Origin of the sequence: Streptomyces sp. TBY4 (assembly GCF_024213195.1) — a bacterium.
Taxonomy (GTDB): Bacteria; Actinomycetota; Actinomycetes; order Streptomycetales; family Streptomycetaceae; genus Streptomyces.
This window is the reverse complement of sequence record NZ_JANAVF010000021.1, coordinates 32937-46345: the sequence shown is the minus strand read 5'-3', so window position 1 is coordinate 46345 and position 13409 is coordinate 32937. Positions and strand designations below refer to the sequence as shown.

Genomic DNA, 13409 nt, shown 5'->3' with positions numbered 1-13409 from the left:
CTGGCCCCCGCCCCGTCATCTGACGTACCGTCATCTCCGCCCAGGTGTCACCCCCCGCACCCGTCCACGGAGGTTCGCCATGCCCGCCGACCGGCCCGTACCGCTCGACGAATACCCCGTCCACCAGGCCCCGTTGTCGATGAAGCACCTCGTCACCGGCGACCGCAACGCCTACGACCGCTGCATCTTCCACGTCTTCGACCACGCGGGCCGCGCCGTCCTGATCCTCGGCCTCGGGGTCTACCCCAACGCCGGCGTCATCGACGCCTACGCCACCCTCCGCGTCGGCGACGAACTCCTCGCGGTCCGGGCCTCCGACGCCCTCACCGACGACCGCATGAACCTCTCCGTCGGCCCGCTCCGGATCACCGTCGACGAACCCCTCCAGCAGCTCACCCTCTCCTGCGCCGCCGATCCCGAGGACCCCGACGGGCTCTCGTACGAGATCACCTGGACCGCGGAGTTCCCCGCCGTGTGGGAGCCGCACCACACCCAGCGCCGCGGCGACCGCCTCATGCTCGAGGGGCGCCGCTTCGTCCAGGCGGGCGGTGTCACCGGCACCATCCGCGCCAAGGGCGAGGAGTTCACCCTCGGCGCCGACTGGACCGGCACCCGCGACCGGAGCTGGGGCGTGCGCCCGATCCCGGGCGAGGAGGGCGGCCGGGCCGCCGAGGAGCACCGCCCCGAGGGGTTCCACTGGCTCTGGATCCCGGTCCGGTTCGAGGACCGCTTCCTGATGGTCATCGCCCAGGAGGACGCCGACGGCCACCGGGCCCTCAGCGAGGCCGTGCAGGTCTTCCCCGAGGCCAGTGGCCGCCACGACGTGCAGCTCGGCTGGCCGCACACGGACATCCGCTACCGCCCGGGCACCCGGCACCCCGAGAGCGCCGTCGTCCACCTCACCGATCCGGCCGGCCGCAAACCGCTGGAACTCGGCGTGGAGATCCTGAACTCCTCCCCGCTCGCCGTCGGGGCCGGCTACCCGCCCGCCTCCGACTGGCAGCACGGCACCTGGCAGGGCCGCGGCTGGACCGACCGCCGCACCTACGACCTCTCCGACCCCGCGGCCCATCCGATGGCCGCCTTCGGGGTCACCGACCACTCGGCCCGCTTCACCCTCGAGGGCCGCACCGGCTACGGCATCTTCGAGCACGGCAGCTTCGGCCGCCACGACCCCAGCGGCTTCGCCGACTACAGCTCGGTGGCCCCGTAACCCCCGGCCGCAACCTCGACCTCAACAACCAAGCCAGAGAAGGGGTTTCCCATGGCAGGACCGGCACCGCGCCCCCGTACCTCCACCCGCGAACCCGAGGAGCTGGGCCGCCGCCTCGCCGCCTGGCTCGACACCGAGCTTCCCGGCGCGAAGGTCACCAACATCTCCGTCCCCGGTTCCAACGGGATGTCCAGCGAGACCCTGCTCTTCGACATAGAGCACCCCGACGCCCCCCTCCGCGCCTGCGCCCTGCGCCTCGCCGCCGACCCGGCCGCCTACACCGTCTTCCCGACGTACGACATGCCCCGCCAGCACCGGGTCATGAGCCTGGTCGCCGCCCACACCGACCTGCCGGTCCCGCGCGTGCAGTGGCTGGAAGAGGACCCCGGCCCGCTCGGGGCCCCGTTCTTCGTGATGGCCCGCGCCGAAGGTCGCGTACCGCCCGATGTGATGCCCTACACCTACGAGGGGAACTGGCTGCACGCCGCGACCGACGCGCAGCGCTCCGCGCTCCAGGAGTCGAGCGTCGCGCTGCTGGCCCGGCTGCACGACCAGTTCCCGCCGGAGGAGGCGCTGTTCCTCCTCCCGGAGGGCGAGGGGAGCCCGCTGCGCCGCCACGTAGAGGCCCAACGGACCTACTACGACTGGGTGGTTGCGGGGAAGTCCCGATCGCCCCTGCTGGAGCGGTCGTTCGCCCGGCTCGAAGAGCTGTGGCCCGCCGACGAGGGCGGTCCGGCCGTGCTGAACTGGGGCGACGCGCGCATCGGCAACGTCGTCTACGAGCCCGACGGCTTCGCACCGGTGGCCGTCCTCGACTGGGAGATGGCGGCCTGCGCCCCGCGCGAGGTCGATCTCGGCTGGACCGTCTACCTGCACCGGTTCTTCCAGGACCTGACCATCAGTTTCGGCCAGCCGGGCCTGCCGGACTTCCTGCGCCGCGAGGACATCGAACGCCGGTACGCCGAACTCACCGGGCACACGCCGCGGGACATGGAGTTCTACACGCTCTACGCCGCCCTGCGGCACGGGATCCTGATGCTGCGCATCGCCTACCGCCAGGCGCACTTCGGCGAGGTCGAGATCCCGGCGGATCCCGACAGCCTGATCCTGCACCATGCCAGTCTCACCGCCATGGTGCAGGGAACGTACTGGTAGGCGTCCCGGGTCCGGGCTCAGGCGGCCTGCGCGTGCTGGCGCTTCTGCGGCAGCATCGCGGGCGCCGGCATCCGCACGGGACGCGAGCCGGGGCCGCCGACGTGCGAGAACGGCTGCGTCCGCCAGTCCAGCCCCTGCGGCAGCGCCAGGTGGACGACGGCCTCCAGCTCCGCGGCCTCGTCGCCGAAGCCGAGGGTCGGCAGCGCGTCGGAGGCGGGCCGCCCGGTGCCCGCGCACACCGTGAGCCCGAAGGGGTTCCACGGGGTCAGGCAGAGGGCGTGCTCCGGCAGGAACTCCTCGTCCGCCACGAGGGCGATCGACTGGCCGCAGTCGGGGCAGGTCGCGTGGTGGATCTCGAAGCCCTCGGCGTATTCGAGGTAGTCGTCGTCGTCGGCGTAACCGCTCTCGACGATTTCCAGGGGCTCCGGTTCGGTACGACCGGCGCGCTTGGTGTTCAGCATGGATGTACTCCCCCTTGGGTGGGCCGGGCGGGCAGGTTCTTCGGCCACGGCCACCCCAAGCACTTCCCGTCGCGCGGCACGAGTAACCACATCCGGCCGCCGTACGCCCGCATACGCCTGTGGCCTTGGTCACATGCCCGCCGCAGGTGCCACCTCAATCCGTGGACACCGCTGTGCCTGAAGCCGTTCATGGACGTAGGTTGTGCGCCTATGAGCGCAATGGAGGAGCTGGACCGCCAGATCGTGGATCTGCTGGTACGCGACGGGCGGATGAGCTACACGGACCTGGGCAAGGCCACCGGACTGTCCACGTCGGCGGTCCATCAGCGAGTACGCCGCCTGGAACAGCGCGGGGTCATCCGCGGCTACGCGGCGGTCGTCGACCCCGAGGCCGTGGGCCTGCCCCTGACGGCCTTCATCTCGGTGAAGCCCTTCGACCCCAGCGCACCGGACGACATCGCGGAGCGCCTCGCCGGGGTGCCCGAGATCGAGGCCTGCCACAGCGTCGCGGGCGACGAGAACTACATCCTCAAGGTCCGCGTGGCCACCCCGCTGGAGCTGGAGGACCTCCTCGGCCGGCTGCGCGCCCTGGCCCACGTCTCCACCCGCACGACGGTGGTCCTCTCCACCCCGTACGAGGCCCGCCCGCCCCGGGTGTGATTCCAGGGGCCGCGGTCGGCGGCACGCAACGCACAAGCCAGACTGTCGGCATGACAGACCGCACCGCCGCCGACTCCGCCACCGCCGCCGGAGCCCACACCCCCACCGCCGGAGGCCCCCGCACGGTCCTCCTCCGCGGCGGGGAGGTCCACAGCCCCGCCGATCCCTTCGCCACCGCGATGGTCGTGGAGCGCGGCCACATCGCCTGGGTCGGCTCCGAGGGCGCTGCCGACGCCTTCGCGCAGGGCGTGGACGAGGTCGTCGACCTCGGCGGGGCGCTCGTCACCCCCGCCTTCACCGACGCCCACGTGCACACCACCTCCGCGGGCCTCGCCCTGACCGGCCTGGACCTGTCCACGGCCGCCTCCCTCGCCGAAGCCCTCCAGCGCGTACGCGCGTACGCGGAGGCCCGTTCCGCCGACCGGGTGCTCCTCGGCCACGGCTGGGACGCCGCCCGCTGGCCCGAACGCCGCGCCCCGCGCAGGCAGGAGCTGGACGAGGCCACCGGCGGCCGCCCGCTCTACCTCAGCCGCATCGACGCCCACTCCGCCGTGGTGACCACGGCCCTCCTGCGGCTGGTCCCCGAGGCGGCCGGGGCGGCCGACGAGCCGCTGACCCGCGACGCCCACCACGCCGTACGCCGCGCCGCGCTCGGCGCCCTCACCCCGGCCCAGCGCGCCGAGGCCCAGCGAGCCGCCCTCGACCGGGCCGCCTCCCTCGGGATCGGCTCCGTCCACGAGTGCGGCGGCCCGGAGATCTCCTCCCCGGAGGACTTCACCGCCCTCCTGGAGCTGGCACGGACCCACCCCGGCCCGCGGGTCTTCGGCTACTGGGCCGACCGGGACCTCGACCGGGTCCGGGAACTCGGCGCCGTCGGCGCGGCCGGCGACCTCTTCATCGACGGAGCCCTCGGCTCGCACACCGCCTGCCTGCACGCCCCGTACGCCGACGCGGACCACACCGGCACCGACTACCTCGACGCGAAGGCCGTGGCCGAACACGTCGCCGCCTGCACCGAGGCGGGCCTCCAGGCGGGCTTCCACGCCATCGGGGACGCCGCGATCACCGCCGTGGTCGCCGGGGTCCGGGCCGCCGCCGAGAAGGTCGGCCTGGACCGCGTCCGCGCCGCCCGGCACCGCGTCGAGCACGCCGAGATGATGACCCCGGTCACCATCGCCGCCTTCGCGGAGCTCGGCCTCACGGCCTCCGTGCAGCCGGCCTTCGACGCGCTGTGGGGAGGGGAGGAGGGCATGTACGCCGACCGGCTCGGCATCGAGCGAGCCCGCACCCTCAACCCCTACGCGGCCCTGCTCAAGGCCGGGGTCCCGCTGGCCTTCGGCTCCGACGCCCCGGTCACCCCGCTCGACCCCTGGGGCACCGTCCGCGCGGCCGCCTTCCACCACACCCCCGCCCACCGCATCTCCGTGCGGGCGGCCTTCGCGGCCCACACCCGCGGCGGCTGGCGGGCCCTGGGCCGCGACGACGCGGGCATCCTCGTCCCGGGCGCCCCGGCCGACTACGCGGTCTGGGACACGGCCGAACTGGTGGTCCAGGCCCCCGACGACCGGGTCGCCCGCTGGTCCACGGACCCCCGCTCCGGCACCCCGGGGCTGCCCGATCTGACCCCCGGCGGGGAGCTGCCGGTCTGCCTGGCCACCGTGGTCGGCGGCCGGGAGGTATTCGTACGGCCACAGGGGTGATCCGGGTGGCCGTGGTTCGGTGAGGGCGGCCGGACCCGGATAGGTTCGGCCGGGTCCACCACCGGACGTCCGTAGCGGACGGAGCCGTTCGCTCAGCCGCGCCCGCGCCTCGGGGGCGAGGGAAGGTTTCGCCGCGAGGGTGTCCCCCCTGCTCCGCAAGAGACTTGGGGGCCGGTGGCCTCAGATCGGGGCCCTGCGGTCCAGTAGACAACGGTCAGGCGGCCCGCAGCCAGCGGGAGCCGGTCCGGCCCGAAGGACCGCGGGCCCCGATCGCTGTTCTAAAATCATCCTCTGCGACACGACGTACAGGATGTACGAGAACGCAAAAGGGGAATCAGTGAGCGACGGCGGACAGCGAAGCTACGGACCGCTCGGCACGGCCTTGGTGATCATTCCGACCTACAACGAGGCGGAGAACATCGGGCTGATCGTCGGCCGCGTCCGCGCGGCTGTACCCGGGGCCCACGTCCTGGTTGCCGACGACAACAGCCCGGACGGCACCGGAAAGCTCGCCGACGAGCTGGCGGCCGCGGACGACCAGGTCCACGTGCTGCACCGCAAGGGCAAGGAAGGCCTCGGGGCCGCCTACCTGGCCGGCTTCGGGTGGGGCCTGGAGAACGGCTACGGCGTCATCATCGAGATGGACGCGGACGGCTCCCACCAGCCCGAAGAGCTGCCCAGGCTGCTCACCGCCCTGGAGGGCGCCGACCTGGTGCTGGGCTCCCGCTGGGTGCCGGGCGGCCGGGTCGTCAACTGGCCCAAGAGCCGCGAGTTCCTGTCCCGGGGCGGGTCCACCTACTCCCGGCTGATGCTGGGCGTCCCGATCCGCGACGTGACCGGCGGCTACCGGGCCTTCCGCCGCGAGACCCTCGAAGGGCTCGGCCTGGCCGACGTGGCCTCCGCCGGCTACTGCTTCCAGGTCGACCTGGCCCGCCGCGCGGTGCAGAAGGGCTTCCGCGTGGTCGAGGTGCCCATCACCTTCGTCGAGCGCGAGTTCGGCGACAGCAAGATGAGCAAGGACATCGTGGTGGAGGCCCTCTGGAGGGTCACCCAGTGGGGTCTCAAGGAGCACGCCGGCAAGCTCTCGGACAAGCTGACGGGCAAGCCCCGGAACAAGTAGCGCGCGCCGGGCCGGGGGGACGCAGCCCCTAGGGGATGTCCAGTACCTCCGGCTGAGGACGTCTTTACCCCGGCCCAGGCACACTGGGGGTATGACGACCGGAGTTCCGACCTCTACGGCCCCCCGGCGGCGTTCGCCCGCCCGTACGTACCTCCCCCTGGCCATCGCGGCCTGGCTGATCCTGGAGATCTGGCTGCTCGGCCAGGTCGCCGGACTGGTCGGCGGCGGGGGCGTCGCCCTGCTGCTCGCGGGCGGCCTGGTGCTGGGTGCGGTGGTCATCAAGCGGGCCGGACGGCGCGCCTTCAAGAACCTGACGGACACCTTCCAGCAGGCCCAGGAGGGTCGTCAGCCGACTGCGCCGCAGCCCGGCAAGCCGGGCACGGGCAACGGGCTGACCATGCTGGCCGGCCTGCTCCTGATGATGCCGGGCCTGATCTCCGACGCGGCCGGTCTGCTGCTCCTGGTCCCGCCGGTCCGCGCCTGGGCCGGCCGCCGGGCGGCCCGCTCCCTCGAGCGGAAGATGGCCTCCGCACCGGCCGGTTCCTTCGGGGACGCCTTCCAGCAGGCCCGGATCCACTACCCCGACGGCAAGGTCGTCCCGGGCGAGGTCATCACCGGCGAGGTCATCCGCGAGGACGCCCCGCAGCGCCCCGACAACGGCTACCGCCCGCCGCTGGCCCCCTGAGCCACCGGCTCCTGACTGACTCCCCGAGCACAGCGCAAAGCCGAGGGGCGCCACCCCCCCCGGGGGGGGGGGGGCCCCCCGCTTCGTGCTGTTTTACGGTGCTGCTCGCCGCTGTGTGGCGTCCGGCTGTCAGGCGGACTTGCGGCTGTCCCGCGGATGCACGGCAATGTTCATGGCGCCGGAACGAAGGACCGCGAGCCTCTCGGCCAGCACTTCCTCCAGCTCCTCGCGGGTGCGCCGCTCCATGAGCATGTCCCAGTGCGTTCGCGCAGGCTTGCCCTTCTTCTCTTCGGGCCCATCCCCGTCCACCAGGAGTGCCATGGCGCCACACGCCTTGCACTCCCACTCCGGCGGAATTTCTGCCTCAACCGAGAACGGCATCTCAAATCGATGTCCGTTCTGGCATGCGTACTCCACCGCCTGGCGCGGGGCCAGATCGATGCCGCGGTCCGTCTCGTAGCTGGTAACCACGAGCCGCGTACCGCGGAGAGCTCGCTCACTCATGAATCGTGCCTCCCGGGCTTGTCGCCCACAGGACAGGTGTCGCTGTCGTCGTCATCCGGTCAACGTCCGGTCGGCGGTATAGATTCCCGCTCCGGGTCATGCGTCGCCCGTCGTACCGCCCCTTGTTGTACCCACCAGTGCCCGTTTTGTCACATCTGGCAGCAGATGTCACCCAACGTCTTCACTTCATCAGCACGCAGTAACGGTCCGCCTGGCAGGCCAAAGGCGTACACTACCGGCCCTTAGCTTGAACGTCGAAATTCGTTCCGAATTCGCGCGGCCGCGAGCCGTCGGAACCCTCGGGTCCACCGGATCCCCGGTCAGATCCGCTCGGGTACAGGATTGCCCGCCGCCTCCACCGCGCGCCGCACCGGCACTCGGGCGAGCAGCACGAAACCCAGTGCGAAGAAGACCACCAACGAGATGATCGCGTCCCGGTAGCTGCCCGTGACCTGGTACGTGAGCCCGAAAACCAGCGGTCCCACCCAGCTCAGCCCCCGGTCGCTCATCTCGTACGCCGAGAAGTACTCGGCCTCCTTGCCCGCCGGAACCAGGTGCGAGAACAGCGAGCGCGACAGCGCCTGGCTGCCGCCCAGCACCAGTCCGATCATCGCGGCGAGTGCGAAGAACCACACCGGGGTCCGGGCCGGCAGGAAGTATCCGGCGCCCAGCGTCACCCCCCAGGCGGCCAGAGATCCGAGAATCGTCCTCTTGGCTCCGTACCGCACGGCCAGCCGGCCCATCCCCAGCGCACCCGCCACCGCCAGGACCTGGACGAGCAGGATCGCCCCGATGAGGGTGGACTGCTCCAGCTTCAGCTCCTCCGACCCGTAGATCGAGGCCTGGGAGATCACCGTCTGCACGCCGTCGTTGTAGATCAGGTACGCCAGCAGGAAGGACAGCGTCAGCGGATAGCGGCGCATGTCCTTCAGGGTGGCGATGAGCTGCTTCCACCCGCTGACGGCCGGGGCCGCACCCGGCTCCCGGACCACCTTGCGGTCGCGCAGCCGGCGCAGCGGGATCAGCGCGAAGGCCCCCCACCACAGGCCCGCGGAGGCCAGGCAGATCCGGATCGCCATGCCCTCGGTCAGGCCGAAGGAGTCGTGGCCCAGGTACAGCGCCAGGTTCATCACGAGCATCAGCGAGCCCGAGGTGTACCCGAAGGCCCAGCCGCGCGAGGAGACCGTGTCCCGCTCGTCCGGCGTGGAGATCTGGGGCAGATAGGCGTTGTACAGCACCATCGAGACCGACAGCGAGGCGTTCGCGACGATCAGGAGCAGCCCGCCCAGCAGGTAGCGCTCGCCGGCCAGGAAGAACATGCCCGCCGTCGCCGCGGCGCCGGTGTACGCGGCCACGGCCAGCAGCGGCTTCTTGCGGCCGGTCCGGTCGGCGACCGCCCCCGCCAGCGGCATGAGCAGCACGGCCAGGATCACCGAGGCGGACACGGTGTAGGCGAAGAAGGAACCGGCCCGCACCGGGATGCCCAGCGGATGCACGAAGCCCTCGGCGTCCGCCGCCGCCTTGGCGATGGAGGTGAGGTACGGCCCGAGGAACACGGTGAGCACGCTCGCCGAGTACACGGACACCGCGAAGTCGTAGAAGTACCAGCCGCGCTGCTCGCGCTTGCGCGCGGCCGTCGCCGCGGCGGCGGCTCTGCCGTCCTCGGCCCCCGGTTCCGCGTCTTCCGTCGTCTGCGCACTCATTGGTGCCCCCTCGCTGGTCCCCGTACCGCCGCCACCACCACCTGGCGCGAAGCCGAACGGACCGGTCAGGCCCAGGCCCCGCGCCGGTCCAGCACCGTGCGCAAGATGTCGATCCGGTCGGTCATGATGCCATCGACTCCCAGGTCCAGGAGAGCCTCCATGCGTTCCGGTTCGTTCACGGTCCACACGTGCACCTGGAGCCCCCGCTCGTGGGCCGTCCGCACGAACCTGCGGTCCACCACGCGGATGCCCCCCTGGGTCTCCGGAACCTGCGCCGCCACCGCGCCCGCGCGCAGCGCGGCCGGGATCGCGTACGACCGCAGCCGCAGCCCGACCACCCCCGCCACCCCGTACGAGGTCGCCAGCCGGGGGCCGGCGATCTTCTGGGCCCGGGCGACCCGCCGCTCGGAGAAGGAGCCCACGCACACCCGGTCCCAGACCCGGGCCCGCGCGATCAGGCCGACCAGCGGATGCACGGCGGACTCGTCCTTGATGTCCACGTTCCATCGGGCGTCGGGGAACTCCTCCAGAAGGTCCTCGAAGAGCGCGAGGGGCTCGCTCCCGCCCGCCCGGAACTCCCGGATCCGGCTCCACGGCAGCTCCCGGATGCGGCCCTGCCCGTCGGTGACCCGGTCCAGGGTGGCGTCGTGGAAGGCGACCAGCTTCCCGTCGGCGCTGGCGTGCACATCGGTCTCGAAGTACCGGTAGCCCGCGGCGGCGGCCCGCCGGAAGGCGGCCGCGGTGTTCTCCAGCCCGTCCGCGGCCCCGCCGCGGTGCGCGAAGGGGATCGGACCGGGGTGGTCGAGATAGGGGTGGGGGAGGAGTGCGTGCGTCACCGCGGCAGTATGCCCCCTGTTCCCCCCGGGGCGGGAGCCGGCCGGTGGCCGCCCGGTGAACGGCCCGCGGGACCGGGGCTCCCTTCTGCGCGTGGAACGCTCCGTGGCACTCTGGACCCGTAGAACCCAATCCAATACCGGCCCCTCGCGGTCGGGTGGAAGCCAATTCGACGAAGGTGGACCGGAGAACATGGCGCAGTGGACCTCGGCCGTCGGTGCCGCACAGCTCGGCCGGCTCATCTCCTCCCAGCGGGGCCCGGCTGCCGAGCCCGGCGGCCGCAAGCTGCCCGCGTACCGCACGCTCGCCGACGGCATCCGCCTGCTCGTCCTGGAGGGGCGCATCCCCGTCGCCGCCCGGCTCCCCGCCGAGCGGGAGCTGGCCCTGTCCCTCTCGGTCAGCCGCACCACGGTCGCCGCCGCCTACGAGGCCCTGCGCGGCGAAGGGTTCCTGGAATCCCGCCGGGGCGCGGGCAGCTGGACCTCGGTCCCGGCCGGCAATCCCATGCCGGCCCGCGGCCTGGAACCGCTGCCCCCCGAGTCCCTCGGCTCGATGATCGACCTCGGCTGCGCCGCCCTTCCGGCCCCCGAGCCCTGGCTCACCAAGGCCGTCCAGGGCGCTCTGGAAGAACTCCCGCCGTACGCCCACACCCACGGGGACTATCCGGCCGGCCTGCCCGCGCTGCGCCGGATGCTCGCCGACCGCTACACCGAGCGCGGCATCCCGACCATGCCCGAGCAGATCATGGTCACCACGGGCGCGATGGGAGCCATCGACGCCATCTGTAGCCTCTTCGCGGGCCGCGGCGAGCGGATCGCCGTCGAATCCCCGTCCTACGCCAACATCCTCCAGCTCATGCGCGCCGCCGGAGTCCGCCTCGTGCCCGTGGCCATGGGGGAGGGGCTGACCGGCTGGGACATGGACGTCTGGCGTCAGGTGCTGCGCGACTCCGCCCCCCGCCTCGCCTACGTGGTCGCCGACTTCCACAATCCGACCGGGGCCCTGGCCTCCGACGAGCAGCGCCGGGCGATGGTGGAGGCGGCCCGCTCGGCCGGCACCGTGCTCGTCGCCGACGAGACCATGGTCGAGCTCCAGCTCGACCCGGCGATGGAGATGCCCCGCCCCGTCTGCTCCTTCGACCCGGCCGGGTCCACCGTCATCACCGTCGGCTCCGCCAGCAAGGCCTTCTGGGCCGGCATGCGCATCGGCTGGGTCCGCGCGGCCCCCGACGTCATCCGCAGCCTGGTGGCCGCCCGTGCCTACGCCGACCTCGGCACCCCCGTGCTGGAGCAGCTCGCGGTGGACTGGCTGATGCGCACCGGAGGCTGGGCGCAGGCCGTGGAGATCCGCCGCGGGCAGGCCCGGGAGAACCGGGACGCGCTGGTGGCGGCGGTCCGCCGGGAGCTGCCCGACTGGGAGTTCCGGGTCCCGCTCGGCGGCCTGACCCTCTGGGCCCGCGCGGGCGGGCTGTCCGGCTCCCGGCTCGCCGAAGTGGGGGAGCGGGTGGGTGTACGCGTACCCTCCGGGCCCCGGTTCGGTGTGGACGGGGCCTTCGAGGGATACGTCCGGCTCCCCTTCACCGTCGGCGGACCGGTGGCCGAGGAAGCGGCGGCCCGGCTGGCGGCCGCGGCCAGGCTGGTGGCCACCGGAGCGGGCGGCGGCGGGGCGGAGCCGCCGCGCACCTTCGTCGCGTAGGACGGGATGGGTCCGGTACGGGCCCTACGGGGCGTCCGCCGGGACCTCGGGGATCTCCGAGGCGTCGATCGCCGGGCCCTGCGCCTGGGCGGGCGGCTGCACGATGTGCAGCGGCTTGCCCAGCGTGACGTGGTCGGGGACGGGCTTGGGCGGCGCCTGCCGCTCGGGCAGCAGGTCCAGTACGGCCTGCCGGTGTCCCGGGTGGGTGGCCTCGTCGTACGGGTCCGGCGTGGCCGGCACCTGGAGCCGGTGCACGGGACCGGCGCCGAGCCGGGCGTACCCGCGTCCCGGGGGCAGTGCGGCCGTCGGCGTGGTGTGCGGGGGCAGCCCCAGCACATCGGCGATCTGCTGGATCGTGGCGGCTCCGAGCACCGCGCGGGCCCTCGTGTGCTGCCAGACGGAGTCGTTCAGCAGCTCCAGGTGGTCGAACTGCTCGGCCACCACCACGGTGACGTGCGCGGCGCGCCCGTGCCGCAGCGGCACCTGGAGCTGCGCGATCGGGTCGGGGGCGCCCTCGGCGGCGGCCAGGTGGGCCAGCACGCTGGGCCGGTCGAGCAGGATCCACAGCGGACGCCGGGTGTCCTCCGGCGCGGGCCGGCCGGCTTCGCGGGCCCGGTGGGTGGCGATCAGGCGCCGCTCGGTCTCGCGGGCGGCCCATTCGAGGGTGGCCAGCGCCCCGGTCGGCCCGCACTCCACGGCGAGGACGCCGGTGCGGCCGGAGAGGCAGGAGTACTCGCCGGTGCCGCCGCCCTCCACGATCAGGACGTCGCCCCCGTGCCGCAGGGCCTGCAGGGCGATGGAGCGCAGCAGCGTGGACGTACCGCTGCCGGGCTGGCCGACGGCCAGCAGATGGGGTTCGGCGGAGCGGGAGCCGGTGCGCCAGATGACCGGCGGCATGTCCCGGGGCTGGTCGCCGTCCAGGACGGGCAGGGTGCGCTGCACGCTGCCGGGGTCGGTGAAGCCGAGCACGGTCTCACCGGGGGAGGTGACGAAGGGCTGGGCGGCGATGCCTGTGGGCAGCGCCGCCAGCACGCTCAGGTCGAGCTGGTTGCCCTCCTCGTCCCAGTCGAAGAGATACTCCCGTCCGCGCCCGGACTTGGCGTGCAGCAGCGCCTCGATCCGGGCCCGTGACGCGGCCTCGCCATCGGTGAAGTAGGCCGGGTAGCGGATGTGGAGCCGGGTGACGCGGCCCGCCTCGTCGAACTCGTAGCCGCTGAAGGCCTTGTCCCACTCCCCGCCGTGGGCGAAGAGGGGGCTCGGGTCCTCCGCGATGGAGAAGTACGGCACGAGGGCTTCGTAGAGGGAGCGGAGCCGTTCGGTCTCGGCATCGCTGGGCCCGGTCTTCACCGGGGTGCGGTCGCGTCCCTGCCAGGCCGCCGCCGCCATGAGGGTGATCAGGGCGGTGAGGGGGCCGTAGGGGACGAGCGCGACCACGAGGACGCATGCGGCACCGAGGAACAGCGCGGGACCACGCTTGTCCTTGGGGGTGTCGCACCATTTGCGGCGTCCGGCCGAGGCCAGGACGCGCAGGCCGCGTCCGATGGTGAGGAGCGGATGGAGGACGTCCGTGGCGCTGTCGGCGGCCGTGCGAGCGAAGTCGCGGCCCCGGGTCAGCGACGTGCTGCCGCGCTTGAGGATGCGGGGAAGTGGGCGCCGGGCCACGGGCGTCTCCTGGAGTT

General features: G+C 72.9%; 12 protein-coding genes. 7 read left to right on the top strand and 5 right to left on the bottom strand.

Features of this window, described 5'->3' with window-relative positions:
• Positions 1–79 precede the first annotated feature (79 nt).
• Together NLX94_RS34045 and NLX94_RS34040 are read left to right on the top strand one after the other, a co-directional pair.
• Positions 80–1213 (top strand): hypothetical protein, encoded by a 1134-nt coding sequence (locus tag NLX94_RS34045; RefSeq protein ID WP_254387090.1) that lies wholly within the window; start codon positions 80–82, stop codon positions 1211–1213.
• Between the two features lie 51 nt (positions 1214–1264).
• Complete coding sequence (locus NLX94_RS34040; RefSeq protein ID WP_254387088.1) at positions 1265–2368, top strand: phosphotransferase family protein; 1104 nt, start codon at positions 1265–1267, stop codon at positions 2366–2368.
• Positions 2369–2385: 17 nt separating this feature from the next.
• Here NLX94_RS34040 and NLX94_RS34035 read toward each other — a convergent pair whose 3' ends face one another.
• Entirely contained in the window at positions 2386–2829 is a 444-nt protein-coding gene (locus NLX94_RS34035; RefSeq protein ID WP_254387086.1) for a hypothetical protein, read from the bottom strand.
• 219 nt (positions 2830–3048) lie between these two features.
• On the opposite strand from NLX94_RS34035, the gene NLX94_RS34030 reads away from it, so the two are divergent.
• From NLX94_RS34030 to fxsA, 4 genes are all read left to right on the top strand, one after another.
• Positions 3049–3489: an Lrp/AsnC family transcriptional regulator gene (locus NLX94_RS34030; RefSeq protein ID WP_030240692.1), complete on the top strand. Its 441-nt coding sequence runs from the start codon at positions 3049–3051 to the stop codon at positions 3487–3489.
• Between the two features lie 50 nt (positions 3490–3539).
• On the top strand, positions 3540–5189 hold the full coding sequence (locus tag NLX94_RS34025) for an amidohydrolase (RefSeq protein WP_254387084.1): 1650 nt from the start codon (positions 3540–3542) through the stop codon (positions 5187–5189).
• Between the two features lie 337 nt (positions 5190–5526).
• Positions 5527–6309 (top strand): polyprenol monophosphomannose synthase, encoded by a 783-nt coding sequence (locus tag NLX94_RS34020; protein WP_254387082.1) that lies wholly within the window; start codon positions 5527–5529, stop codon positions 6307–6309.
• Positions 6310–6400: 91 nt separating this feature from the next.
• Entirely contained in the window at positions 6401–6994 is a 594-nt protein-coding gene (fxsA, locus tag NLX94_RS34015; protein WP_254387081.1) for an FxsA family membrane protein, read from the top strand.
• A 129-nt stretch (positions 6995–7123) separates the two neighbouring features.
• On the opposite strand, the gene NLX94_RS34010 is transcribed toward fxsA, so the two are convergent.
• From NLX94_RS34010 to NLX94_RS34000, 3 genes are all read right to left on the bottom strand, one after another.
• Positions 7124–7498, bottom strand: a complete 375-nt coding sequence (locus NLX94_RS34010; protein WP_007262928.1) for an RNA polymerase-binding protein RbpA — start codon at positions 7496–7498, stop codon at positions 7124–7126.
• A gap of 320 nt (positions 7499–7818) precedes the next feature.
• A complete protein-coding gene (locus NLX94_RS34005) occupies positions 7819–9201 on the bottom strand; it encodes an MFS transporter (RefSeq protein WP_254387080.1) in 1383 nt (460 codons plus the stop codon).
• A gap of 65 nt (positions 9202–9266) precedes the next feature.
• A complete protein-coding gene (locus NLX94_RS34000) occupies positions 9267–10037 on the bottom strand; it encodes a glycerophosphodiester phosphodiesterase (RefSeq protein WP_254387078.1) in 771 nt (256 codons plus the stop codon).
• 190 nt (positions 10038–10227) lie between these two features.
• Between NLX94_RS34000 and NLX94_RS33995 the strand changes: the two genes are divergently transcribed.
• Positions 10228–11730, top strand: a complete 1503-nt coding sequence (locus NLX94_RS33995) for a PLP-dependent aminotransferase family protein (RefSeq protein WP_254387076.1) — start codon at positions 10228–10230, stop codon at positions 11728–11730.
• Positions 11731–11754: 24 nt separating this feature from the next.
• Here the strand turns inward: NLX94_RS33995 and NLX94_RS33990 are convergent, their stop codons facing one another.
• Positions 11755–13392 (bottom strand): hypothetical protein, encoded by a 1638-nt coding sequence (locus NLX94_RS33990; RefSeq protein ID WP_254387074.1) that lies wholly within the window; start codon positions 13390–13392, stop codon positions 11755–11757.
• Positions 13393–13409: the final 17 nt, after the last annotated feature.